Here is a 24141-nt window from a genome sequence, read left to right as displayed (position 1 = left end):
GCTATTGGAGTTGGGCGCGGCCGCCGGCGGCCGCGCTTTGCTGCGGGCTTGCTTGCAAGATCTAGCCGACCGGGATGAACTCCAGATCGGCGGTGAACCGGTGTGTGCCTTCTCCCGGCCAGGTGCCGTCCGGGAAGGCGGCGAACGTGGCGCGGTTGATGGTCTTGCGGGCGGCGTCGTCGAGCAGCATCGAGTTGGAGGATTCATCGATGCCGACGTCCACCACCGAACCGTCGCGCCTGAGCACGAACCAGACGCGCACCTTGCCCTGCGGCTTGAGCTGGCTGGCTTCGCGGCCGGTGGGGTAGCGCTTGATGCTGTTGAGATGGGCGCGCAGCTTGCCGACGTATTGCGCTTCGACATTGGCGCTGCTGGGCGCAGGCGGCGCGGGCTGTGCCACCGGTTGCGGCGCAGGCGCCGGAGGCGCCACAGGAGTCGGCTGCGGCGCCGGGCGCGCGACCGGCTGGGCCGCAACCGGCGGGGTTTCCGGCGCCGGACGGACCTGTTCGATCGGATTGGGATCGGACTTGGGCGCGGGGCGCGGCGCCGGTACGGGGATGGGCTTGGCGACCGGCCTGGGCGTCTCGACCTTCTTCGGCGGTTCCGGCGGCGGGGTTTCTACCTTGGGCGCGGGCGGCGCTTCCTCGAACAGCGCGATCTGCACCGGCTTGGGATCTTCATGGCGCACCAGGCGCGCGGTCTGCTGCACGCCGGCCAGCACCAGCGCCAGCAGCACCAGCAGCGAAGGCAGGCCGGCCAGCGATTCGCGGAAGCGGAAAAGGAAGGGCGTCTGCATGATCACTGCTTGCGGGTGGCGATCGAGATCGAATCGAAGCCGCCTTTTTTCAGCGTGTCCATCACGTCGACCAGGCGCTGCACTTCCACGCCGCGATCGCTGTTGATGACCAGGTTGAGCTTTTCGCCTTCCTTGCGCAGCGTCTCCAGGCGCGCCACCAGCTTGTCCAGCGGGGTGTTCTCGCCGTCCACCTGCAGCACGTCGCCCTTGGCGATGGTGATGACGGCCTTGCTCTGGGGCTTGAGGTCCTGGGCGGTGGAAGAGCTGGGCAGCTGGGTCTTCAGCCCGAGCGCGGGAATCACGTTCAGGCTGATCAGCACGAAAAACACCAGCAGGAACATCATCACGTCGATCATCGGAATGATCTCGACGCGGGCTTTTCGTTTCTTGGGTTCATCCCAGCTGCGCATGCTGCAACTCCTCGGAAGCTTTGATATAAAAGTCATAACGCTATAGTTTTTATAGCGATGCGCAGCGTAACGAGGAATTGTGTCGTGCGTATTACATCATCGGGGTTTGGGTAAAGACGGGTTGGCGCCGGGCCGTCGTGATGTGAAGAAGATGCGGGATCAGCGGCGCGGCAGCGGCAGGAAGGACAGCAGGAACCTGAACAGGTAGACAACAATGACCGAGCCGAACAGGTCGCCGATGGACATCACCACCAGCCCGCTCCAGAAGTGCGGCGACACCCCGCGCATGACGAACCAGATCAGCTGGAACAGCGGGTTGGTCAGCGCATAGAGCAGGATGCAGGCCATCAGCCGGGTCGAGGTGAGGTTGGCCAGCGAGCGCCGCAGGTCCATGCCCGACAGCGTGAAGCGATAGGCGAGGTAGGGTGCTGCGGCGGAGATCAGGCAATACCCGGCGGCCGTGACCGGATCATGCGGAAACAGGCGGTAGGTGGCGGTGGTCAGCATGGAGCCCAGCAGCAGGCCGGCGCAGCCGGCTTCGGCGAACAGCAGCGTGCAGATCAGCCGGATTCCGGCCGGCAGGTAGATCCAGGCGATGCCCTCGGTGAACTCGGTCTGGCGGAACAGCCACTCGTTGAGCGTGTAAAAAAGGAAATAGAAAACCACGGTCCCTGCCGTCGCGGCAACGTGCGTGCGCAAGGTGGTGCGGGTTGTCGTTGATGCATCCATGGCGGGCGGCGTGGTGGATCCGGAACGGCGCGTATGTTACCGATTTCCATGCTGCTCTGCAGCGCGGCCCGCCGCAGTGTGGTTAAATGATCGCTCCGGCGCCAAGGGGTGGTGCCGGATATTGCGCTCCAGGCGGGGCCGGGCGTATGATCCGCTATCGAATCTGTAACGATAGAGTCAGCTGCGAAGAGCAACATAACGAAAAGAAGACGATCGGGAACGACGTAGCTATGGGTAAAAACAAGAGGCCCGCGGATATCTATCTGCGCTTTCTGCAATTGGCCGATGCAATGAGGGGATTGCCGTCGCTGGCATCGCTGGATCCGCTGGAAGACCGGATCCTGGCCTTCATCGCCCGTGCCGGCCAGGAGCAGCAGCGCCTGTCGGTGCGCGACCTGATGGCGCAGAGCGAGTTCGGTTCGCCGGCGATGCTGCACGCGCGCCTGAAATCGATGCGCGAGAAAGGCTGGATCGTACTGGCCGACACCGAAGACCCGCGCCGCAAGCAGGTCGAGCTGAGCCAGGCCGCCTGGCTGCATTTCGACAAGCTCTCCAAGTGCCTGGTACAGGCCACGCGCAGCAGCGACGACTGAAGCGACGACTGAGCCGGCACTCCCGATTCTCCTGCTCGCCGGCACCTCCGCAACCACCCGCCAAGCTGTCATCGCGCCGACACATCCGGCGTCTAAGCTTGCGCCACCGCCCGCCGTGGGCGGCCCAACTGCCGCTCACACTGATGCGCGCACCGCCCCAACGAATCGCCGCCATCATGCGCCTGACCATCGCCCTGTCGTTCCTGCTTAGCCTGCTCGCCGCGAGCGTCCCCGCCCATGCTGCCAATCCGCATGCGCTGTGGGAAATCGTCAGTGGAAAATGCGTGCCGGGCATGCAGGACAAGGGCGATCCGGCGCCTTGCGCGACGGTGGATCTGGAACGCGGCTTCGTGGTGCTCAAGGACCTCGTCGGGCCGGCGCAATACCTGCTGATGCCCACGCGCCGCCTGGCGGGCATCGAGAGCCGCGAACTGCTGGCGCCGGATGCGCCCAACTATTGGGGCTACGCATGGCAGCAGCGCTTTCGCGTCGCGCAGACCCTGGGTCGTCCGCTGCGCGACGACCAGCTCGGACTGGAAGTGAATTCCGCCGCCGGCCGCTCGCAGCTGCACCTGCACATCCACATCGACTGCATGCGGCGCGACGTCGCCGGGAGCCTGGCCGCGCATGGCGCCGATGCGCCGCGCCGCTGGACGCCGTGGCAGTTCGAAGGCCATCGTTACTGGGTGATGCGCCTGCCGGCCGATGCCCTGCAGGCGGACGATCCCTTCAAGCTGGCCGCCGCGCGCAGCGCCTTCGCCGCGGGCGCGATGGGCGCGCAGTCGCTGCTGCTGACGGCCGCAGCACCCGAGCAGGGCGGCGGCTTCTACCTGATCAACATGCCGGTCAATTTCGACAGCGAAGAGCAAGGCAGCGCCGAAGTCCTGATGGACCACGACTGCCGCTGGTGACGCGCGCCTATCTGGCGCCCAGCGCCTGCGCCAGCGTGTCGAACACCAGCCGCAGGCGCGCCGGCATCGGGCCGCGCTGCGGCCGGTAGAGATACATCTCCCAGGGCTCCGGCTCATAGTCTTCCATCACCGCCACCAGCTTGCCGTCGGCGATATCCTGCTCGACCAGGAAGCCGGCGATCTGGCCGATGGCCTGGCCGCTCTTGACGATCAGGTACTCGGTCTCCGAATCGTCGCACTGGAAGCGCGCGCCGGCCGCGTTCATCTGGCGCTCGCGCGAAAACATCCATGGCCACAGCCGCCCGGTGTCGCGGTCGAGGATGCCGGTGTGCGGCATCGCCTGCAGTTCTTCCACGTTGTTGGGTTTGCCGTGCTTGCGCAGGAATTTCGGCGTGGCCACCGTGTACAGGCGCGCCTTGCCCAGCCGGCGCACCACGAAGCGGTTCTCGCGCAGCACGCCGATGCGCACCCCGATGTCGATCTTCTCTCCCACCACGTCGGCCAGCTGGTCGTTGAAGCGCAGGTCGAAGCGCAGGCCCGGATACGCCGTCGCCAGTTCGTCGATCAGCGGCAGCAGGTAGCGCCGCCCCAGCGCCGACGGCGCGGCCAGCCGCACCAGGCCGCTCATCGGATCCTCCGGCGCGGCGGCGCCGCGCTCGAAGAGGCCGTCCAGCTGGTTCAGGCTGTTGCGCGCCCGTTCGGCAAGCGCCTCGCCGAAGCTCGTGATGCGCACCTGGCGCGTGTTGCGGTGGAACAGCATTTCTCCCTGCAGGCGCTCCAGCTCCTTGACCGCGCGGGTGACCGCCTGCGGCGAGATGCCCAGCCGCACGGCGGCCTCCTTGAAGCTGCCGGCGTCGGCGGCGGCGCAGAAGATGCGGATCATTTCGAGGCGGTTGAGCATGGCGATGATTCCTTTGGGTGGAATTCTGAAATCTTATCATTTCCATTGTTTGGCATAGTCACGGCCACCATACTTTGTCCTGTCGCCGCAGCAAACCAATGCCGGCGGAAAGATTGCCCAACCGAACCCATGCAAAGGAAATCATCATGAACGCAAACATCAAGGACAAAGTCGTCATCATCACCGGCGCCAGCAGCGGGCTGGGCGAAGCCACCGCGCGCCATCTCGGCGCCATGGGCGCCAAGCTGGTGCTGGCCGCGCGCCGCGCCGACCGCCTCGAGACCCTGGTGGCCGACATCGCCCGCGACGGCGGCAGCGCCATCGCCGTGACCACCGACGTCTCCCGCCGCGAAGACATGGAAGCGCTGGCCGCCCGTGCGGTGGAGCACTTCGGCCGCATCGACGTGCTGGTCAACAACGCCGGCACCATGCCGCTCTCGCCGCTGGCCAAGGTCATGGTCGAGGAGTGGGACCGCACCATCGACATCAACATCAAGGGCGTGCTCTACGGCATCGCCGCGGTGCTGCCGCGCTTCGCCGCACAAGGCTCGGGCCATGTGATCAACGTCGCCTCGGTGGCCGGCATCAAGGTGTTCGCGCCGATCGGCACCGTCTACAGCGCTACCAAGTTCGCCGTGCGCGCCATCAGCGAAGGCCTGCGCATGGAAGCGCCGGACGGCGTGCGCACCACCATCATCTCGCCGGGCGCGGTGGCCTCCGAGCTGAAGCTGCACAGCAGCGACAGCGACACCGCCGCCGCCGTGCAGGCCTTCTACGAGGCCAACGAGATCCCGGCCGACTCGGTGGCGCGCGCCATCGCCTACGCCATCGAGCAGCCGGCCAACGTCGACATCAGCGAGATCGTGCTGCGTCCGGTGGCGCAAGAGTTCTGATGGCCTGATCGTCTATCTTCGATCCGGAAAACCGGGGCGGCAGCGATGCCGTCCCGGTTTTTTCTTTTGGCCGCGCGCCGTTGCCTGTTGTCGGCTCGTCAACGGAAAGTATCGGCATTGCAGCAAGGCATGTTGCTTGCTTCAAACGCAACAGGGCGCGCCCGGCAGACAAGCCGGGCTTTCTTCTATATGATTGCCGGCCAAAAAATGAAGGAGTAATCGATGGCGAACGCGTGCGGGGTGGACTTCGGCACCTCCAATTCCACCGTCGGCTGGGTGCGCCCGGATGCAGGCGCATCGCTGCTGCTGCCGCTGGAAGACGGCAAGGCCACACTGCCCTCGGTCGTGTTCTTCAACGCCGACGAGAACGAGTTCAGCTACGGCCGCGCCGGCCTGGGCGAATACCTGGCCGGTTATGAAGGCCGCCTGATGCGTTCGCTGAAAAGCCTGCTCGGTTCCGGCGCCATCGACGGCCAGACCGAGGTCGGCGGTCGCGCGCTGCCGTATCGCGGCCTGCTGTCGCAGTTCATCGGCGAGCTCAGGCAGCGCGCCCAGCGCGCCGCCGGCACTTCGTTCACCAAGGTCGTGCTGGGTCGTCCGGTGCATTTCGTCGATGACGATGCGGCCGCCGACCGGCTGGCGCAGGACACGCTGGAAGAAATCGCCCGCAGCGTCGGTTTCACCGACATCGCTTTCCAGTTCGAACCCATCGCCGCCGCCTTCGACTATGAATCCCGCATCGACCGCGAGGAGCTGGTGCTCATCGTCGACATCGGCGGCGGTACTTCCGACTTTTCGCTGGTGCGCCTGTCGCCGCAGCGCGCCGGCAACGACGAGCGACGCGACGACATCTTGGCCAACGGCGGCGTGCACATCGGCGGCACCGATTTCGACAAGTATTTCAGCCTGTCCTGCGTGATGCCGCTGCTGGGCCTGGGCGGACGCCTGTCGGGCAATGCCGAGGTGCCCTCGAGCTATTACTTCAACCTCGCCACCTGGCACACCATCAACCAGCTCTACACGCGCAAGGTCTGGCAGCAGCTGCAGGACGTCGCCCGGGAAGTGGCCGACCGCGACCGCTTCGCGCGGCTGCTCGACGTGGTGGAGCAGCGCTGCGGACACTGGCTGGCGCTGCAGGTGGAGGGCGGCAAGATCGCGCTGTCGTCGCAGGAGACGGCGGTGCTCGACCTCTCCCGCCTGCGTCCGCCCGAGACGCTGGAGTTGAAGCGCGACGACTTCGATGTCGCCGTCGATCACCTAGTGCTGTCGGTCGAGCAGACCGTCACCGGGTTGCTGAAGCAGGCCGGCCTGCGCGCCTCGGACATCGACAGCGTGTTCTTCACCGGCGGCTCCTCGGGCGTGCGGCTGCTGCGCCAGCGCATCGGCGCGCTGGTCCCGGACGCCAAGCATGTGGAAGGAGACCTGTTCGGCAGCATCGGCAGCGGCCTGGCCATCGACGCTGCGCGCAAGTTCGGCTGAACCGCGCACGGCGCTGCTATACAATGCGCCGATCGTGACTTTCGCCTCCAGCGTCCTGGTGCGCCCTCCATGAAGCCCTCTTCAGAATCCTTCGTGCGCCGCGTGCGCAGCAAGCTCGATGAACTGCCCGCCACCGAGCGCCAGCTGGCGGACTTTCTGCTGGAGTTTCCCGGCGAGCTGGCCAGCTATGCCGGCAACGAGCTGGCGGAGTTGGCCGGGGTGTCGCCGTCGACGGTGAGCCGCTTCATTCGCCACATCGGCTACGACAGTTACGAAGAAGCGCGCCGCCACGTGCGCGAAGAGCAGGAGATCGGTTCGCCGCTGTTCCACAGCGCCGCCGGCGCCGCGCGCCAGGCCAAATCGGTGGCGGCGCATTTCCAGCAGTCCCAGGCCAACCTGGCCGGCACCTTCGAGCGCCTGTCGGACGCCGTCATGGCCGAGATCGCCAAGGCCATCGCCGGCGCGCCGCAGGTGCTGATTTTCGGCAGCCGCAGCAGCCATGCGTTTGCGGTCTACCTGCGCTGGCAGATCATCCAGGTCTTGCCGCGCGTGAGCGCCATCCCCGGCCCCGGCGAGACCGTGGCCGAATACACCGCCGGCCTGGGCGAGCGCGACTGCGTGATCGTCTTCGGCACGCGCCGCCAGACGCGCCAGATGGACCGCGTGCTGGAGGCCGCCACCCGCGCCGGCGCCCGTATCCTCTACATCAGCGACCAGGCCTCGCCCGACTATGCCGGCGCCGAGTGGTCGCTGCAGTGCCAGTGCCGCGGTCCCGGTTCGCTGGACAATCACGTGGCCGTGATGGCGCTGTGCGACCTGTTGTCCACCATGGTCATCGAGGCCGCCGGCGCTGCCGGGCGCAAGCGTCTGGCGGCGGTGGAGCAGGGCCACGACGAGCTGGCCGACTTCGACTGACGGCGGCTCGGCCGCCTTTTGTTCTGAAATAGCAATTTCAGAACACGCAAGATGCGGCTCACCAATTTCTTGCATGCCCCGCACATGACGGGTGCGGCGTCAGCTCCCTCCTCCCCAAGTGAAGGCGGCCACGCTCGCCGCCGCTTGCCCGCCGGCAAGCCGGCGCGCGCGTGGCCGATGTTGCCGCTTCCATCCATCACCCAAGCCCATGGCCGATCTCCGGCCGTCTCTGTCATTCCTGTTGCGCGCCCGCTTTTTCTTTCCAGCCACTGCCGGCGCCTGGCATGCAGATTGCTAAATGATCGTCACGAGTGAAATTTAAATTTCAATAATAAATTTATATTGAAATTAATATTCCATTCCGGGGCACGCTGGACTACAGTGAACGTCATGCGGCGGACAAGCGCCGCCGGGACGCCAGGGCCTTGATGCAGTAGCAACTTTCCACGCAGGATTTTCGTTTGCCGTTTCCACGCACGAGGAGCTGACCATGGCCGGACCCACACTTTCATCGCCCGATACCCCGCGCATCGCCGAGCTGGACGGCGCGCTGGACAAGATCGGCGTCACCCGTTCGCATCACACCATCATCTTCCTGATCCTGATCGGTTGCCTGTTCGACAGCTTCGAGCAGAACGCCGTCGGCCTGGTCGGCCCCATGCTCAAGCAGCAGTGGGGGCTCAGCGCCACCGACATCGGCCTGCTCAATACGGTCACCTTCGCCGCCGCCGCCATCGGGCGCATCGTCTCCGGCCTGGTGGCCGACCGCTACGGGCGCCGCGTGATGCTGAGCCTGGACCTGCTGCTGTTCACGCTGGGCGCCGGCATCTGCGCGCTGGCGCCGGACCTGACGGTGATGGCCATCGGCCGCGCCATCGTCGGTTTCGGCCTGGGCGGCGAGATCGCCATCGCCGTCACCATGCTGGCCGAGTTCTGCTCCAGCAAGTTCCGCGGCACCGCGGTCGGCCTGGTCAACGTCGGCGCCGGCGGCATGGGCAACTTCCTCGCGCCCGCGTTCGGCCTGCTGGTGTTTACGCTTTTCCCGGGCGAGAACAGCTGGCGCTGGCTGTTCTTCTGCCTGATGCTGCCCGCGCTGCTGGGCGCCTTCTATCGCCGCTACATCCCCGAGACGCCGCGCTTTTTGCTGTCGCGCCACAAAGTCGCCGAGGCCAACCAGGTGCTGTCGCGCCTGGCCAGCGGCAGGCTGGGTGGGCCGGCGCCGCAGCCTACCGCCTGGATCGCCGATGACGGCCGCCGTGAAGCTGCCGCGCGCGTGAAGGTACGTTCGATGGAAATCTTCCAGGGCGCGCTGGCGCGCCGCACGCTGCCGCTGTGCATCGCGATCTGGATGACCTACGGCGCGCAGATCTCGGTGCTCACGCTCATGCCCACCGTCCTGGTGAGCCTGGGCTACAGCATGTCCAAGAGCCTGCTGTTCACCATGGTGATGCAAAGCGGCAGCCTGGCCGGCGCCATCGCCGCTTCGGCCTTCGGTTTCCACCTGCCGCGCAAGCGCGTGCTGACCATGGGCGCCATCGGCGCCTGCGCGGCGGCGCTGGCGATCGGCTTCCTGGCTAGCAACATCGCCATGATCCTGGTGGCCGGCGCGATCTTCCAGTGCTTCGTGCTGCTGCTCAATACCACCATCTGGATCTTCGCTCCCGAGCTCTACCCGACCCGCGTGCGCGCCTTCGGCACCGCCTTCATCCTGGCCACCGGCACCGCCGCCGGCGCCTTCATGCCGCTGGCGGCAGGCCGCCTGTTCGACGCCTTTGGCCTGGCCGGCGTGTTCGGCATGATCGCGGCGATGTACGGCATCTTCACCATCGCCGTGCGCACCGTCCCCGAAACCTACGGCAAGTCGCCCGACGCGCCGCTGGAGGCGGTGCCTGAACCGGCGCCGGCCGAGGCGGTCGCGGTGCCGGGCCGCGGCTGAATCCTTATCAAATGTCGAGTTTCCTATGCGCCAACTGCTGCTGATCAATCCCAACTCTTCCAAGGCCACCACCGAGATGATGGTGGACATCGCCGCCGCCGAACTGCCGCCGGGCTTTGCCCTGAGCGGCGTGAGCGCGCGCAGCGGCCCGGGCATGATCGTCAACAGTGTCGAGCTGGAGGCGGCCGCGCCCGAGGTCGAGCGCAACTGGCGTGAATCGGGACGGCAGTGCGCGGGCGTGATCATCAGCGCCTTCGGCGACCCCGGCATCGAGCGCGTGCGCACGGCGGCCAAGGTGCCGGTGGCGGGGATCTGCGAGGCGTCGATGCTGGAGGCGGCGCTGGGCGGCCGGCGCTTCGGCGTGGCCACCGTGACCCCCGAACTCACCGACGCCATCCGGCACAAGGCCGAGCAACTGGGCCTGGACAGGCTGTACACCGGCATTCGCCTGACGCCGGGAGATCCGCGCGCGCTGGCGGCCGACCCGCAGGCGCTGGAAGAGGCGCTGGCCCTGGCCGTGCAGGCGTGCATCGAGCGCGACGGCGCGCAGGCGGTGGTGATCGGCGGCGGCCCGCTGGGGCAGGCGGCGATCGCGCTGGCGCCGCGCTTCTCGGTGCCGGTGATCGCACCGATCCCGGCCGCGGTGCGCGACCTGCTGCGCCAGCTGGCGATCTACGACGCCGCCGCCGGACAGATGGCGGCGATGCGCGCCAAGTTGTCGGCCGCCTAAGGCGGCGGTCGCGGCTTCACATCACAGCATCGCCAGCGGCTGCTTGCGGCGCGGCGGCGGGAAGGCGGAGTCCAGCTCCTTGAGGTCGGCGTCGGTGAGCGCGAAGTCGAGGCAGGCGCGGTTCAGTGCCACGTGCGCCTCGTCGGAAGCCTTGGGAATGGCGATCACCCCGGGGCGCCGCAGCACCCAGGCCAGCGCGATCTGCGCCGGCGTCGCGCCATGGCGCTGCGCCACCGCCGCCAGTGCGGCGTTGTTCAGGATGCGGCCCTGTTCGATGGGCGAGTAGGCCATGACGGGCACGCCGCGTTCCAGCGATTGCGGCAGCAGGTCGTACTCGATGCCGCGGCGCGAGAGGTTGTACAGCACCTGGTTGCTGAGGCACTTGTCGCCGTTTTCTTCTTCCAGCAATTCGTCGATGTCGTCGGTGTCGAGGTTGCTCACGCCCCAGCCGCGGATCTTGCCTTGCGCCGCCAGCGTCTGCATCGCTTCGACGGTCGCCGACAACGGGTGCGAGCCGCGCCAGTGCAGCAGGTAGAGGTCCAGGTAATCGGTGCCCAGGCGCTTGAGGCTGGCCTCGCAGGCGGCGATGGTGCCGCGCCGGGAGGCGTTGTGCGGCAGCACCTTGCTGACCAGGTACAGCCCGTCGCGGCGACCGGCGATGGCCTTGCCCACCACCTTCTCGGCGCCGCCGTCGGCATACATCTCGGCGGTGTCGATCAGCGACATGCCCAGTTCGATGCCGGCCTGCAGCGCGCGCACCTCGGCTGCCGCCTGCGCCGGCGATTCGCCCATGTTCCAGGTGCCCTGGCCCAGCGCCGGGATCAGGTCGCCGTTGCGCAGCTTGATGGTGGGGATGGCCTTCATGCGTCCTCCTCGTCGGTGGGTGTGGAAAGGCATTAGAACCCAAATCCGTCCCGGGTTCATCACGCACTGCACATAGCCGGCATAACGATGCGCGCCGGCAACTTTGCGCCCCGGCGATTGTGGCCGGCCGCAAGTGCTGGCATGATCGCAGCCAAGAAAAAATCCCGGGGGAAAATCCATGTTGCGTCGTCTGCGTCAGGCTTTGGCCAAGTATTGGGCGCGCTGGTTGCTGGCGCTGGCGCTGACCGTCGTGGCCGCGTCGCAGGTCATCGGCGTGCTGCCCGGCGAGTGGGTGGGGCGGCTGGACCTGTTCTTCTATGACTTGCGCATGCGCGTGGTCAAGGCTGAACTCGATCCGCGCATCGTCATCGTCGACATCGACGAGCGCAGCATTGCCGAACTCGGCCGCTGGCCCTGGAGCCGCGACGTGGTGGCGCAGCTGGTGAAGCAGATGACGCAGAACTACCACGCCGCCTCGGTCGGCTTCGACGTGGTGTTCGCCGAACCCGACACCAGTTCCGGCTACTCCCGGCTGGAAGAGCTGGCCAAGGGCGAACTGAAGGATGTGCCGCAGTTCGCGCGCCAGCTGCAGGCCCTGAAACCCGAAATGGATTACGACGCCCGCCTGGCCGATGCCTTGAAGGGCCAGCCCGTGGTGATGGGCTACGCGTTCTCGAACGAATCCAATGCCGTCACCGTCGGGCAATTGCCGGCGCCGGCATTTACCGTGGCGGATCTGGGCGGACGCCGGCTGGAGTCTGTTCAATGGCGCTCCTATGGCGCCAACCTGTCGCAGTTGCAACTGGCGGCGGCCGCCGGCGGCTTCTTCAATCCCATGGTGGATGACGACGGCATGGTGCGCTCCGTGGCGCTGATTTCGCGGCAGGCAGACGGGTTTTACGAATCGCTGGCGCTGGCGACCGCGCGCGTGGCGCTCAATGGCAAGCGCATCAAGCCGATCTTTCTGCGCAACGACATGATGTCCGACGAAGCCGCGCGCGATTATGGCGCGCTTGACTCCATCGCCGTCGAGGTCAAGCCCGACACCCTGTTCATTCCGGTCGAACGACGCATGACGGCGCAGGTGACCTATCGGGGCCATGGCGGGCCGGACGGCGGCGCCTTCCGTTACGTGTCGGCGGTGGATGTGGTGCGCGGCGCCTATCCCCACGACAAGCTCGACGGCCGCATCATGCTGGTCGGCACCACCGTGCCGGGCCTGAAGGACCTGCGGGCCACGCCGGTCAATCCGGTGTATCCGGGGGTGGAAATTCACGCCAACCTGATCGCCTCGATCCTCGACGGTGACTTCAAGCAGCGCCCCGATTTCGCCGTCGGTTACGACATGCTGCAGGTGGTGTTGATCGGCCTGCTGCTGGGCCTGCTGCTGCCGATGCTGGGGCCGCTGTGGTCCATCGTGCTGACGCTGGCCTCGGCCTTCGGCCTGGGCGCCTTCAACTTCTGGCTGTACGACGCCGGCGGCCTGGTGCTGCCGCTGGCGACCGCCTTGCTGCTGGTGGCGGCGCTGTTCATCTGCAACCTGGGCTGGGGCTATCTGTTCGAGTACCGCAACCGCAAGGCCATCGTCAACCTGTTCGGCGAGTACGTGGCGCCCGAGCTGGTGGCCGAGATGGCGGCCAATCCCGAGAGCTACAACATGGAGGGCGAGATCCGCGAGCTGACCGTGATGTTCTCCGACGTGCGCGGCTTCACCACCATCTCCGAGAGCCTGCCGCCCAACGAGCTGCGCGAATACATCAACGTCTACCTGACGGCCATGTCCGAAGACATCCGCAACGACCGCGGCACGCTGGACAAGTACATCGGCGACGCCGTGATGGCCTTCTGGGGCGCGCCGCTGGAAGTGCCCGACCACGCCGCGCGCGCGGTCGCCACCGCGCTGCGCATGCAGCAGACCACGGTGAAGCTGAACGAGGAATTCATCCGTCGCAACTGGCCGCCGCTGAAGATAGGCGTGGGCCTGAACACCGGCCAGATGCGCGTGGGCGACATGGGCTCCAAGATCCGCAAGGCCTATACGGTGATGGGCGACGCGGTCAACCTGTCCTCGCGCCTGGAGTCGATCACCAAGGTCTACGGCGTGGGCGTGCTGGTCGGCCATGCCACGCGAGAGGCGGCGCCGGGCTTCGCCTACCGCGAGCTGGACCGGGTGCGCGTAAAGGGCAAGAACGAACCGGTGCCGATCTACGAGCCGCTGGCGCCGGAGGCCGAGCTGGATCCGGAACTGCGCGCCGAGGTCGGGCAATGGCACGCGGCGCTGGCCGCGCTGCGCGCCCAGCGCTGGGACGAGGCCGAAGCTGCGATTCTCGCTTTGCGGGAAAAGAATGCGCGCGGATTGTACGACCTGTATCTGGAACGCATCACTCATTACCGCAGCGATCCGCCGCCGGCGGATTGGGATGGCGTGACCACCTTCGAGACCAAGTGATCCGCACGATCTTGTAGGACACCCGCGCCGGCATTGAGCTTGTAAAACGCCCATGCCGCGGCGCGCGTTTGCGTCTTTACATCAACGCCCTGAAATTAGTTTCCGCGCGGAAAATTTGGTATGCGCGGAAAGCCTGCAAAGCCAGTCTGGGCGGGCTTTTTGAGCAAATCTTATCGACGCCGGAAAGGCGAGCCCCTATACTTTGCGGACGTCAAGAAACGGCTTCACAGTTGCAGGGAGAGATTGCCGTTTCAGCCGGTCGGCGAAGGCCCGGGGCCATCATCATCGACAGCCGGCAGGACGTTTCGCTTCAGGGGATTCCATCGTTTTGAGCAAGACAATCCGTCGCTACGGAGCGCGCCGCGTGCGCGCCCGGTTTGCGTGGATCGTCGGTGCGGGCGAGGGCATCGGATAGCGAAGGGAAGCAATCGGGCGCCCGCCTTCGGCACGCGGTGGCGGACGCATCAGCATAAAGAGAAACGGGGAGGGTCGGGGCTTCAGGCTACCGCCCGCAGACACGATGAAACAAAGTTTTCAGCAGTACTTCATGGGGATGGCGCTGGCCGCGACGGCGCTGGGCGCCGCGGCGCAGGCTCCATCGCCGGCGCCGGCAGCCGCAGTGGCGCAATCCACCGACGAGCGCTTCGACATCAAGCGCTTCGACGTTCAGGGCAATACCTTGTTGCCGGCCCAGCAGGTCGAGGCCCTGGTGGCTCCCTACACCGGCGCCGGACGTGTCTACGGCGACGTGCAGCGCGCGCTGGAGGCGCTTGAGGGCGAATATCGCAAGGCCGGTTACAGTGCCGTCCAGGTCGTGGTGCCCGAGCAGGAGCTCAATGGCGGCGTGGTGCGCATCCAGGTGATCGAGACCGTCATCGGCAAGATCACAGTCACCGACAACAAGCATTTCAGCGAAGAGAATATCCGCGCCAGCGTCCCGGCGCTGCAACCGGGCGTTTCGCCCAATCTGCGCCGCATCTCGGAGTCGGTGCAACTGGCCAACGACAATCCGGCCAAACAGATCAACGTCACGCTGTCCACGGCCGAGGCCGACGCCGGCATCGATGCCGCCATCGCGGTCACCGACAACAATCCGCTGCGCGTAATCCTCACGGCCGACAACACCGGAAGCGCGGAAACCGGCCGCTGGCGCACCGGCGTGGCGCTGCAGCACTCCAACCTGTTCAACCGCGACCATGTCGCCACGGTGGCTTACACCACTTCGCCGGACAGCCCGTCGGGATCCAAGGTCGACCTGTATTCCCTGGGCTATCGCGTGCCGCTGTATGCGCTGGGCGACAGCATGGATTTCATCTACGGTAAATCCAATGTCACCGCAGGCACTTCGCCGACGCTGGGTTCTCTGTTCGGCTTTACCGGCAAGGGCGATGTCTATGCGCTGCGCTGGAACCATTTCTTCGCCCGTGAGGGGGAAACCACCAGCAAGCTGGTGGTTGGCGCCGACTACAAGAAGACCGATTCCAGCTGCAACTTCGCCGGCATTTCGCTGACCACCTGCCAGCCGTATTCGACCTTGCCGCTGAGCCTGACCTATAGCGCGCAGCGCCAGAGCGTGGGCCAGATCGTCGACTACAACATCGGTGTCGCGCGCAACTGGGCGGTGGGTCCAAACCATACCAGCAGCAATGGCCGCGTCGACCGCTATTCCTTCATCGCCGGCAATCGGGATACCACGGACAACTTCATGATCGCCCGCGGAGGGGCTTCGCTGTTCAAGGGCTTCGCCAGCGACTGGCAGATGCGCCTGGCCACGACCGCGCAATACGCGCCCGATCCGCTGCCGCCGACCGAACAGTTCGGCCTGGTCGGCGCCACCACGGTGCGCGGCTTTACCGAACGCGCGGTGTCCGCCGACAGCGGCATCATCGTCAACGCCGAAGCCTATACGCCGGAGTTGCTGGGCAAGAGCGAGCTCAAGGGCAACCTGCGGCTGCTGGCCTTCTACGACATCGGCCGCGGTTACAACAACAAGACCGCCGGCAGCGCACTGGCGCCGAACATGACCGTTGCCAGCATCGGTTTCGGCGCACGCTACACGCTGGGGCGGGACTTCAACCTGAGGCTGGATGTGGCGCGCGTCTCGATCGCAGGCACATCACAAACGGAAAATCGAGGCGACCTGAACGCCCATCTGAGCGCGACTCTGGGATTCTGACATGACAATCAACGCATCCACATCCACATCCGCCGTCAAGCAGGCGCCGCAAGTCGAACTGCTGCCGCCTTCCATCACCATGCGCGTTGGAAAACGCCGTCTTACGCTGAGCTGGCGTCCGCGCCAGCGTCTTCCTGTGCTGCTGAGCGGCTTGCTGCTGCGTTCCTGGCGCAATCTGCTGGCGCCGGCCCTGCGCGTGTCCGTGACCGCCGCCGCCGTGTGCGGGGCATGGCAGACCCAGGCGCTGGCGGCGGCTCCCGCGCCGGGCACGCTGCCGGCCGGCTGGAGCGTGGTCAACGGCAACGTCACCTTCACCCAGAACGGCAACACGCTCAACATCAGCCAGCTGTCACCGCAGGCCATCGCCAACTTCGCCTCCTTCAGCATCGGCTCCAACGCCGTGGTTGATATCAGCCAGCCGAGTTCGGCGGCGGCGTTCCTGGCCAAGGTGACCGGTGGCGACATTTCGCAGATCTACGGCAAGCTGACCGCGCCGGGCACGGTGGCGCTGTACAACCCCAACGGCATCCTGATCGGTCCGGGCGGCATGGTCGACGTCGGCCGCTTCATCGCCACCACGCTTGCCATCAACGACAACGACTTCCTCGCAGGCAAGCTGACCTTCGCCAAACAAGGCGGCGCCGGTACGGTGGAGAACCAGGGCACCATCAAGTCGGCCACCGGCGGCAGCGTCTACCTGATCGGCAGCAGCGTCACCAACGGCGGCATCATCACCAGTCCGCAGGGCGAGGTGATCCTGGCCGCCGGCGAGACCGTGACGCTGGCCGACACCGCGACGCCGGGCGTGACCGTGAACGTCACCGGCGCCGCCGGCAGCGTGACCAACCTGGGCAGCATCACCGCCGAGGCCGGTCGCATCGGCGTGGCCGCGGGCCTGATCACCAACAGCGGCATCATCAATGCCTCCAGCGTGGTACGGGAAGGCGGCCGCATCTTCCTGCGCGCCACCTCCAACCTGACCACCACGGCCAGTTCCAACATCAGCGCCGACGGCATCGTCGGCGGCAACGTCACGCTGTACTCTTCGGGCAGCGCCTTCATCGACGGCGACGTGTCGGCCACCGGCGCGCCGGGCAAGGGCGGGTTTGTCGAGACGTCGGGCCTGACCCGGCTGGACGTGGTGAAGGTGCCCACCGTGGGCTCCGGCGGCACCTGGCTGATCGATCCGTATGACCTGGAAGTGGTCGCCGGCAGCACCTTCATTTCCTCCGATGCCAGCGGCGGCAGCTGCGGCACGGCCTATGCGGTCACCTCTGTAGGAAACAGCGCGAAGATCGGCGCGACCCTGATCTCCAACCAGCTTAACCAGAGCGTCAACGTCAACCTCAACACGACCGGCATCGGCGGCAGTCAGGGCGGCAACATCACGGTCAGCTCCGCCATTACCAAGGGCAGCGGCGGTGAAGCCACCTTGGCGCTCAATGCCGACGGCAACATCAGCATCAACGCCGACATCACCAGCACCAGCGGCCCGCTTCATCTCAACCTGAGCACAGGTTACCGAGATGATTCCGGCTCGGGAGCGGTGCGTGTGTCTTCCGTCAACTCGGGTGCGCGCGTGATGCTCAATGGCGGAAACATCCGGGTCAGCGACGGTAGCGAAGGATACGGCAACGGCGCGCTGCAGATCGTCAACGGCAGCGTCAGTCTCGACAATTGCGGCACCCTTTCCGCGGGCGCGCTCACCATCGGCAGCGCAGGCAAGCTCAATCTCGGCGACAACGCCCAGGTCAACGTGTCGTCGGTGGACAATAGCGGCACCGTCAACGTCACCGGATACACCACCGTCAACGTCACCGGCAGCGCAACCAACAACGGCACCATCAACATCAGCGCGGCCGGCAGCATCATTACCGATAGCGGTTTCACCAACGCCGCCGGCGGCAAGGTACTGCTGACAGGTGAGGGCACGACCTTCAACACTTCAGGCAACGGCCAGTGGGTCAACAACGGCACCATCAACGTCACCGGCGTCGGCCAGACCCTGTCCATGCGCAACAAGGGCGGCTTGATCAACAACGGCAACCTCACCGTAAGCAATGCCACCGTATCGGTAGGCGGTGAAGTACCGGGAATGCTGAGCAATGACGGTACGGTGACTCTGAACAACGGCACCGTCTCGTTCTACAGCGTCGTCAACAACGGAACGATCTCGGGTAGCGGCACCGTGGGCGGCACCAGTTCCGTGCAGAACAACGGCACCCTGGCTCCGGGTGGCGATGGCGGCGTGGGGAGCATGAGGATCAACGGCACTTTCTCGCAGACCGCGACCGGCATCATCAAGCTCGACCTGGCCTCAGCCGAGAGCTTTGACCGCATCACCTTCGGCGGAGACATGGTCACCTTGGGCGGGACCTTGCAGACCACGCTTCTGGGCAACTATCGACCGGTGGAAGACAGCTTCATTCCCTTCAGCTTCGACCACGGCACGCCTGTCATTGGCAGCACCTATTTCCGCAACGTCACGGGCACCGTCCTCACCATCGATGGCGCCAAGCAGATGATGAAGGCGACCTATAGTGAATCCGGCGTGCGCCTGAGCCTGCAGGGATCCGAGACCTTCTACGCGGCCGGGACGAACAGCGACTGGGGCAGCAAGCAGACCTGGAAAGATGCCGATGGAATGGAAGTCAGCACCTACGTCCCCTCGCAGATCGACACCGTGGTCATCAACAGCAGCGTGTCAGTTCAGCATAGCGACGGCAATGACACGATCGACAAGCTTGTCATCAACGGCGGCGGCACCCTGAACCTGACCGGCGGCAATCTGACGGTGAGTTCGTCGACCACCACCGCGAACAATTCGGCGATGAACGTCTCGTCGAGCAACGGCGCATCGGCGCTGATCCTGAGCGGCGTGAACCAGCTCGCCGGCAACATGTCCATTACCGGCTCCGAGGGGCGCGCGCCCACCGTGACGTTGAACGGCAGTTCCAACATCAGCGGCAACGTGAGCATTCTGGCCGGTACGCTGGCCTTGAACGGCAATACCTCGGGTAACGGGAACCTGACCATCGGCAACATCGCCAACAACCTCAATGACTTCAACGGATTCAACGGCGAGATGGAGGTCTCTCCTGCGACGCCCAATGTGAGCATCGCCAACGCGCTCTCCAACCTGCACGTGAACCTGCAGACGGGCAACCTTACGCTTACCGGCGGCGTGCGGTTCGACAGCCTGAGCGTGAGCAACGGCAGCGTCACAGGCGCCAGCGGTTCGCGCCTGAACGTGGCGGAATCGTTCACCCAGACCGGCGGCAACATGACCCTGGCTGACGCGGCGCTGTCCCAGGCCAGCGGAGCCCTGACGGTGGGCAATATCACGGCCAATAATCTGGTGCTGGAATCGCAGGGCAGCAACATTGCCCAGGCCAGTGGTACTTCGCTGCACGTGAAGAAGCAGTTGATCGCCTCGTCCGTCAGCGGCACCACGCTGACCAATTCGGGCAACCAGATCGCGGGCTTTGCCGCCAACAACAGCGGCACCGGCAACATCTCGCTGACCAACACGCTCAATACGACCGACGCCAGTGTCGTGAGCCTGAACGGCATCAACAACAACAACGGCAATATCGTCATCGACAACACCGGCGGCATGGCGACCACGGCGATCGGTTCCAGCGCCGATTTCCTCGGCAGCCTGCCGGTCAACGCCGACACCAACAACGCGACGGTGAGCGCTTCCAGCAAGCTCTCGACCCTGGGCATCAACAGCACCGGCCAGGTCAAGACCACCAATGGCACGGTCAGTCTGGTTACCCACAGCCCGCTGACCATCGGCTCGGGCGGCGTCAGCGCCAGCGGCACGATCACGCTGCAGGCGGGCTCCACCACCGGATCGAACAGCGTGCTCACGCTCAACGGCACGCTGGTTTCTCTGGGCGGAAACATCACCTTGTCGGCCGGCGACAGCATGACCATCAACGCCAATATCTCCACTTCGCCGCCGGGTGTGGCCTTGTTGTCGGTGGTATCCGGGCAGGTGATCGGCTATGCGCAGGGGGTGACCATCACTGATGCCAACGGTGTCAAGACGCCGGTGCCGTTCACCAATTCGAGCGGCACCAGCCAGGCGGTGCTGGCGGCTTCGCAGCAGCAAAACCAGCAAACGCAGAGTCTCCAGAGCACCATCGACAACGCGCAGGTGGGCGGGGGCACGCAAAGCAGCACCAACGGACTGGTGCAGACCTCGAGTGGCGATGGCCACAGTACCGGCGGCGCTTCAGGCAGCTTCGGCGATGAAGGCGACGGCAAGAAGGCCGTGACGAAGAAGCTGAACATGTGCACCTGACGATGTTCGCTTTCTTGCTGAACACGGACAGGATGATGAAGATCGACCAGGCTGCCTTGCGGCGGCCTACGCAGGGATCAAGAATGAAATTATTGCAAAACAATGGCATCGCGGCACTGGCCAGACAATTGGCGCTGTGGACGCTGGCGATGATCCTCCTGGGTTCGGGAGCCGCTTATGCGCAGGCCCAGCAGACAGTGGTGGGGCAGGTTACCCACCTTTCCGGCGTGCTGACGGTGCGCCACGCCGACGGCACGCGCAAGGTACTTGGCGTGAAGTCGGCGATCCTGGAAGGGGACACGCTGATCACCGAACGCGAGACCTATACCCGCGTGAAGTTCATCGACAATGCCGAGATCGTCCTGCGTCCCGGCAGCGAAGTGGCGGTGAACAAATATGTCTACGACGAAAAGAAACCGGAAAGCGACTCGGTGGCAATCGGCCTGGTCAAGGGCGGCCTGCGGGCCGTGACCGGCCTGGTGGGGAAGCGCAATCACGACGCCGTGAATTTCGACACCCCGACGGCGACCATCGGCATCCGGGGCACCAATTTTGGCGCGCTTTTCTGCCAGAACGATTGCGGCGGCGTTCCCTCGGTTTCCGGGAAGTCGCCTGAAAACGGTCTTCACGTGGACGTGTCTTCCGGAGCGGTGGTCGTATCCAATGGCGGCGGCCAGCAACTCTTCCAGGCCGGCCAGTTCGGTTACGTGGCCACGCCGAACACTCCGCCGGTCATCGTCCCGCCAAGCCAGGGCATCCAAGTCACGATGCCCCCGTCGATTTCACAGAACAACAACACGGGGACGCGCTACATCGGCAAGAACAGCGATCCGCAATGCGTCGTGCAGTAGCAGGCAGCCGGCAGCCGCAAAGCGACGGACAAATATGAAAAGGCGGCTGCATGAGAATGCAGCCGCCTTTTTCATGAGGCGGAAACGGCGGGAAACGCGTTCCTTCAGAATTCCAGTATGGTGCCCGCCGCCAACATGCGCGGCCGATGCACGCTGGCCCCGGCCTCGATCTCATGGGCGATTTGCGCCTGCTGGGTGGGCTTGGCATGCGTAACCAGCACCTCCGGGCGCAATTGCAGTTTTTGCAATTCGTCCAGCAGCAGGCTGGGGCACAGGTGCTTGGACAGCAGCGCCAGGTCGCGCTCGCGGTCGGCGAAGGCGGCTTCGATGATCAGGTAGCGCAGGCCGTCGATGGCATTGACGGCGTCCCAGAGCGGGTCGCAGATGCTGGTGTCGCCGCTGAAGGCCAGCGAGCTGCCGGCGGCTTCGTTGCGCAGATGAAAGCCCACGGCCGGCACCGTATGCGTGGCCGGCAGCGGGGTGATGCTGCGCTCGCCGATGACCACCGGCCGGCCGACCTCGATGGTGGCAAAACGCAGGAACGGGTTCTCGGGCGTGGGGATGACGCTGAAATCGGGCCAGATCTGCCAGTTGAAGATGTGCTTGCGGATGATCTCCAGCGTCTCGGCCGTGGCGTGCATGGTGATCGGGCGCTCGCGCATCTCGCCGACGCTGTCGACCATCAGCGGCAGGCAGGCGATGTGGTCCAGGTGGGCGTGCGTGATGAAGACGTGGTCGATGGCGGCCAGGCGTTCCAGCGACAGATCGCCCACGCCGGTGCCGGCGTCGATCAGGATGTCGCCGTCGACGAGCAGGGAAGTGGTGCGCATGCCGTTTCCGCCGATGCCGCCGCTGCAACCGAGAATTTCTACACGCATTGTGACTTGCCGTTCAATATAGTTGTGCGCCCCGAAATGCCGTCGGAAAACGTTTTCGGGACGATGGTTGCAGCCCGGAAACCCCCGCCGGGACTGGGTTTGCGCAATGTGTGGCAAACTATGCAACAGTCGTTGATGGTAAGGGATTCAAGCCCCTAAATCAATCGGGAGATACCGGATAAAACGTAATCGATTCTTCCATTTGAACCGGAAATGAATCCCCGGGGAAACAGGCGGCGCCGGGCAAGCCCGAGAATTGCAGGCCATTTATCCCCAAGCTCCCCGCAATCCCGCTCCACAGGCCGACATACAATCCGCAGGATGCCGTCAGAGCATCTTTGAAGAACGCCAGATCCGCGCACAGTGCGCGGAAGCAAACCGAAACGCAAACGCAACAGGGGATAGCATGCAAGCAGCAGACAGCCAACCAGCCGGCACGGCGCGCGAAGATCGCGCACCCGCCCGCATGGCGTCGCGCCGTCCCCTTTGCGTGGCGGAGCCTGCCGCATGAACGCACCTGAACTGACGACGACCGCAGCCCCGGCCGCACCGGCCCAAGCGAGTGCCCAGCACCGCGACATTTCCTATCGGCTCGACCGCCTGACCGAGCTGAGCCGCGCGCTCAGCAACAGCCGCGACATCCCGCTGCTGCTGGAACGCATCCTGCTCACCGCCAAGGACATCACCCAGGCCGACGGCGGCACCCTGTACCGCATCGACGAAGCCAGCGACAGCCTGATGTTCTACATCTCGGTCAACGACACGCTGAAGATGCACCAGGGCGGCAGCAGCGGCCAGGCGATCTCGATTCCCAACATCCCGTTGAAGCTGGCCGACGGCCAGCCGAACCTGGCGGCCGTGGCGGCCTATGCCGCCAATACGCGCAAATCGGTGAACATCCCCGACGTGTACCAGGCCACCGGCTTCAACTTCAACGGCATGCGCATGTTCGACGAGAAGTACGGCTACCACTCGCAGTCCTTCCTGACCGTGCCGATGCAGGATCACGAGGGCGAGCTGGTGGGCGTGCTGCAACTGATCAACGCCATCGACCCGGCCACCGGCGCGCCGACCCCGTTCTCGGAGACCGACCAGCACTTCATCGAGGCGCTGGCCTCGCAGGCGGCCATGGCCATGGCCAACCAGCAGCTGATCTATCGCCTGGAGAACCTGTTCGAAAGCCTGATCAAGCTGATCAACATCGGCATCGGCGAGAAGTCGCCGCACACCGGCCGCCACTGCGAGCAGGTGCCCGAGCTGGCGATGATGCTCGCCGAGGCCGCGCACGAGACCACCGAAGGCCCGCTGGCGGACTTCCGCATGAGCGAGGCCGACCGCCGCGAGCTGTGGGTGGCCGGCCTGCTGCACGACTGCGGCAAGATCAGCACGCCCACGCACATCGTGGAAAAGTCGACCAAGATGGAAACCATCTTCGACCGCATCCACCTGGTCGACACCCGCTTCGAGGTCCTGAAGCGCGACGCCGAGATCCGCGTGCTGCAGGAAAAGCTGGCGCTGGGCGCCGCGCTCACGCCGGAGAAGGGCGCCGAGCTGGACGCGCGGCTGCAGGCCGAGATCGCGCAGATGGACGAAGAGCGCGCCTTCCTGCGCAAGAGCAACATCGGCACCGAAGGCATGAAGCCGGAAGACCAGCAGCGCGTGCTGGACATCGCGCAGCACCAGTGGCGCGGCCCGGACGGCCAGACGCGCGCATTGCTGGACGACGAGGAGAGCGGCAACCTGCGCATCCGCGCCGGCACCCTGAACGACGCGGAGCGCCAGATCATCAACAACCACATCGTGATCACCATCAAGATGCTGGAATCGCTGCCCTGGCCCAAGCAGCTCTCGCGCGTCACCGAATTCGCCGGCGGCCACCATGAGCGCGTCGACGGCAAGGGCTATCCCAAGGGACTCTCGCGCGATCAGATGTCGGTGCAGGCGCGCATCATGGCGGTGGCCGACATCTTCGAGGCCGTCACCGCCGCCGACCGTCCCTACAAACGCGGCAACACGCTCAACGAGGCGATCGACATCCTGGCCGGGTTCAAGGCGCGCAACCATATCGATCCGGACCTGTTCGACATCTTCGTCAAGCAGCGCATCTACGAGAAGTACGCCGCCAAGTTCATGCATCCGAACCAGATCGACGAGGTCGACCTGTCGCGCATTCCGGGGGACTGGTCCTGAACCGGTCCAGGCCGCAGGCGGCCGCGGGCGCCGCCGGGCGGGGCCAACGGCGTTGCCGTGGCCGACGGCCGGCAAGTGCGTTATCCTGACGGCTTGCCGGAATCAGCGCATCCAGCATGGATGACCAC

The 24141-nt window shown here is 65.5% G+C and carries 18 protein-coding genes; 12 read left to right on the top strand and 6 right to left on the bottom strand.

The window, feature by feature from the left end:
* Window positions 1-61 precede the first annotated feature (61 nt).
* From CEJ42_RS22990 to CEJ42_RS22980, 3 genes are all read right to left on the bottom strand, one after another.
* Complete coding sequence (locus CEJ42_RS22990; RefSeq protein WP_088752681.1) at window positions 62-796, bottom strand: TonB family protein; 735 nt, start codon at window positions 794-796, stop codon at window positions 62-64.
* A 2-nt stretch (window positions 797-798) separates the two neighbouring features.
* Window positions 799-1206: an ExbD/TolR family protein gene (locus CEJ42_RS22985; RefSeq protein ID WP_088752680.1), complete on the bottom strand. Its 408-nt coding sequence runs from the start codon at window positions 1204-1206 to the stop codon at window positions 799-801.
* A 159-nt stretch (window positions 1207-1365) separates the two neighbouring features.
* Window positions 1366-1872 carry a hypothetical protein gene (locus CEJ42_RS22980; protein ID WP_237772380.1) on the bottom strand — a complete coding sequence of 169 codons (507 nt, stop codon included), beginning with the start codon at window positions 1870-1872 and terminating at the stop codon, window positions 1366-1368.
* A gap of 293 nt (window positions 1873-2165) precedes the next feature.
* On the opposite strand from CEJ42_RS22980, the gene CEJ42_RS22975 reads away from it, so the two are divergent.
* Entirely contained in the window at window positions 2166-2528 is a 363-nt protein-coding gene (locus CEJ42_RS22975) for a MarR family transcriptional regulator (protein WP_079217182.1), read from the top strand.
* A gap of 143 nt (window positions 2529-2671) precedes the next feature.
* Entirely contained in the window at window positions 2672-3439 is a 768-nt protein-coding gene (locus CEJ42_RS22970; protein WP_243397936.1) for a CDP-diacylglycerol diphosphatase, read from the top strand.
* Between the two features lie 7 nt (window positions 3440-3446).
* Here CEJ42_RS22970 and CEJ42_RS22965 read toward each other — a convergent pair whose 3' ends face one another.
* Window positions 3447-4340 (bottom strand): LysR family transcriptional regulator, encoded by an 894-nt coding sequence (locus CEJ42_RS22965; RefSeq protein WP_079217180.1) that lies wholly within the window; start codon window positions 4338-4340, stop codon window positions 3447-3449.
* A 146-nt stretch (window positions 4341-4486) separates the two neighbouring features.
* Between CEJ42_RS22965 and CEJ42_RS22960 the strand changes: the two genes are divergently transcribed.
* The 5 genes from CEJ42_RS22960 to CEJ42_RS22940 all read left to right on the top strand — a co-directional run bounded on the left by CEJ42_RS22960 (window position 4487) and on the right by CEJ42_RS22940 (window position 10293).
* Window positions 4487-5233 carry an SDR family oxidoreductase gene (locus CEJ42_RS22960; protein WP_088752678.1) on the top strand — a complete coding sequence of 249 codons (747 nt, stop codon included), beginning with the start codon at window positions 4487-4489 and terminating at the stop codon, window positions 5231-5233.
* 222 nt (window positions 5234-5455) lie between these two features.
* Window positions 5456-6712 (top strand): Hsp70 family protein, encoded by a 1257-nt coding sequence (locus CEJ42_RS22955; protein WP_079217178.1) that lies wholly within the window; start codon window positions 5456-5458, stop codon window positions 6710-6712.
* Window positions 6713-6781: 69 nt separating this feature from the next.
* Complete coding sequence (locus CEJ42_RS22950) at window positions 6782-7627, top strand: MurR/RpiR family transcriptional regulator (protein ID WP_079217177.1); 846 nt, start codon at window positions 6782-6784, stop codon at window positions 7625-7627.
* Between the two features lie 490 nt (window positions 7628-8117).
* Window positions 8118-9563 (top strand): MFS transporter, encoded by a 1446-nt coding sequence (locus tag CEJ42_RS22945; protein WP_088752677.1) that lies wholly within the window; start codon window positions 8118-8120, stop codon window positions 9561-9563.
* A gap of 25 nt (window positions 9564-9588) precedes the next feature.
* Window positions 9589-10293 (top strand): aspartate/glutamate racemase family protein, encoded by a 705-nt coding sequence (locus tag CEJ42_RS22940; RefSeq protein WP_088752676.1) that lies wholly within the window; start codon window positions 9589-9591, stop codon window positions 10291-10293.
* 21 nt (window positions 10294-10314) lie between these two features.
* Here the strand turns inward: CEJ42_RS22940 and CEJ42_RS22935 are convergent, their stop codons facing one another.
* Window positions 10315-11157: an aldo/keto reductase gene (locus CEJ42_RS22935; RefSeq protein WP_088752675.1), complete on the bottom strand. Its 843-nt coding sequence runs from the start codon at window positions 11155-11157 to the stop codon at window positions 10315-10317.
* A 178-nt stretch (window positions 11158-11335) separates the two neighbouring features.
* On the opposite strand from CEJ42_RS22935, the gene CEJ42_RS22930 reads away from it, so the two are divergent.
* The 4 genes from CEJ42_RS22930 (at window position 11336) to CEJ42_RS22915 (ending at window position 20945) form a co-directional block, all read left to right on the top strand.
* Window positions 11336-13606 carry a CHASE2 domain-containing protein gene (locus tag CEJ42_RS22930; RefSeq protein WP_088752674.1) on the top strand — a complete coding sequence of 757 codons (2271 nt, stop codon included), beginning with the start codon at window positions 11336-11338 and terminating at the stop codon, window positions 13604-13606.
* A 520-nt stretch (window positions 13607-14126) separates the two neighbouring features.
* Complete coding sequence (locus tag CEJ42_RS22925; RefSeq protein ID WP_243397934.1) at window positions 14127-15782, top strand: ShlB/FhaC/HecB family hemolysin secretion/activation protein; 1656 nt, start codon at window positions 14127-14129, stop codon at window positions 15780-15782.
* Window position 15783: 1 nt separating this feature from the next.
* The gene (locus CEJ42_RS22920) at window positions 15784-20094 is read left to right on the top strand and encodes a beta strand repeat-containing protein (RefSeq protein ID WP_088752673.1); all 4311 of its coding nucleotides are present in this window, start codon (window positions 15784-15786) and stop codon (window positions 20092-20094) included.
* A gap of 83 nt (window positions 20095-20177) precedes the next feature.
* Window positions 20178-20945 carry a FecR family protein gene (locus tag CEJ42_RS22915; protein WP_088752672.1) on the top strand — a complete coding sequence of 256 codons (768 nt, stop codon included), beginning with the start codon at window positions 20178-20180 and terminating at the stop codon, window positions 20943-20945.
* Between the two features lie 104 nt (window positions 20946-21049).
* Here the strand turns inward: CEJ42_RS22915 and CEJ42_RS22910 are convergent, their stop codons facing one another.
* Window positions 21050-21823 carry a 3',5'-cyclic-nucleotide phosphodiesterase gene (locus CEJ42_RS22910; protein ID WP_088752671.1) on the bottom strand — a complete coding sequence of 258 codons (774 nt, stop codon included), beginning with the start codon at window positions 21821-21823 and terminating at the stop codon, window positions 21050-21052.
* A 507-nt stretch (window positions 21824-22330) separates the two neighbouring features.
* Between CEJ42_RS22910 and CEJ42_RS22905 the strand changes: the two genes are divergently transcribed.
* Entirely contained in the window at window positions 22331-24013 is a 1683-nt protein-coding gene (locus CEJ42_RS22905) for an HD family phosphohydrolase (RefSeq protein WP_079217169.1), read from the top strand.
* Window positions 24014-24141 lie beyond the last annotated feature (128 nt).

It is taken from the genome of Herbaspirillum robiniae (genome assembly GCF_002213415.1).
Taxonomy (GTDB): domain Bacteria; phylum Pseudomonadota; class Gammaproteobacteria; order Burkholderiales; family Burkholderiaceae_D; genus Herbaspirillum; species Herbaspirillum robiniae.
The sequence above is the reverse complement of the archived record's forward strand: the minus strand, read 5'-3'. Positions and strand labels throughout refer to the sequence as shown.

What these genes read in the sequence shown, in the direction of transcription:
- CEJ42_RS22990 (WP_088752681.1), bottom strand. Translation starts at nt 796, where the DNA reads ATGCAGACGCCCTTCCTTTTCCGCTTCCGCGAATCGCTGGCCGGCCTG.
- CEJ42_RS22985 (WP_088752680.1), bottom strand. Translation starts at nt 1,206, where the DNA reads ATGCGCAGCTGGGATGAACCCAAGAAACGAAAAGCCCGCGTCGAGATC.
- CEJ42_RS22975 (WP_079217182.1), top strand. Translation starts at nt 2,166, where the DNA reads ATGGGTAAAAACAAGAGGCCCGCGGATATCTATCTGCGCTTTCTGCAA.
- CEJ42_RS22970 (WP_243397936.1), top strand. Translation starts at nt 2,672, where the DNA reads ATGCGCGCACCGCCCCAACGAATCGCCGCCATCATGCGCCTGACCATC.
- CEJ42_RS22965 (WP_079217180.1), bottom strand. Translation starts at nt 4,340, where the DNA reads ATGCTCAACCGCCTCGAAATGATCCGCATCTTCTGCGCCGCCGCCGAC.
- CEJ42_RS22960 (WP_088752678.1), top strand. Translation starts at nt 4,487, where the DNA reads ATGAACGCAAACATCAAGGACAAAGTCGTCATCATCACCGGCGCCAGC.
- CEJ42_RS22955 (WP_079217178.1), top strand. Translation starts at nt 5,456, where the DNA reads ATGGCGAACGCGTGCGGGGTGGACTTCGGCACCTCCAATTCCACCGTC.
- CEJ42_RS22950 (WP_079217177.1), top strand. Translation starts at nt 6,782, where the DNA reads ATGAAGCCCTCTTCAGAATCCTTCGTGCGCCGCGTGCGCAGCAAGCTC.
- CEJ42_RS22945 (WP_088752677.1), top strand. Translation starts at nt 8,118, where the DNA reads ATGGCCGGACCCACACTTTCATCGCCCGATACCCCGCGCATCGCCGAG.
- CEJ42_RS22940 (WP_088752676.1), top strand. Translation starts at nt 9,589, where the DNA reads ATGCGCCAACTGCTGCTGATCAATCCCAACTCTTCCAAGGCCACCACC.
- CEJ42_RS22935 (WP_088752675.1), bottom strand. Translation starts at nt 11,157, where the DNA reads ATGAAGGCCATCCCCACCATCAAGCTGCGCAACGGCGACCTGATCCCG.
- CEJ42_RS22930 (WP_088752674.1), top strand. Translation starts at nt 11,336, where the DNA reads ATGTTGCGTCGTCTGCGTCAGGCTTTGGCCAAGTATTGGGCGCGCTGG.
- CEJ42_RS22925 (WP_243397934.1), top strand. Translation starts at nt 14,127, where the DNA reads ATGAAACAAAGTTTTCAGCAGTACTTCATGGGGATGGCGCTGGCCGCG.
- CEJ42_RS22920 (WP_088752673.1), top strand. Translation starts at nt 15,784, where the DNA reads ATGACAATCAACGCATCCACATCCACATCCGCCGTCAAGCAGGCGCCG.
- CEJ42_RS22915 (WP_088752672.1), top strand. Translation starts at nt 20,178, where the DNA reads ATGAAATTATTGCAAAACAATGGCATCGCGGCACTGGCCAGACAATTG.
- CEJ42_RS22910 (WP_088752671.1), bottom strand. Translation starts at nt 21,823, where the DNA reads ATGCGTGTAGAAATTCTCGGTTGCAGCGGCGGCATCGGCGGAAACGGC.
- CEJ42_RS22905 (WP_079217169.1), top strand. Translation starts at nt 22,331, where the DNA reads ATGAACGCACCTGAACTGACGACGACCGCAGCCCCGGCCGCACCGGCC.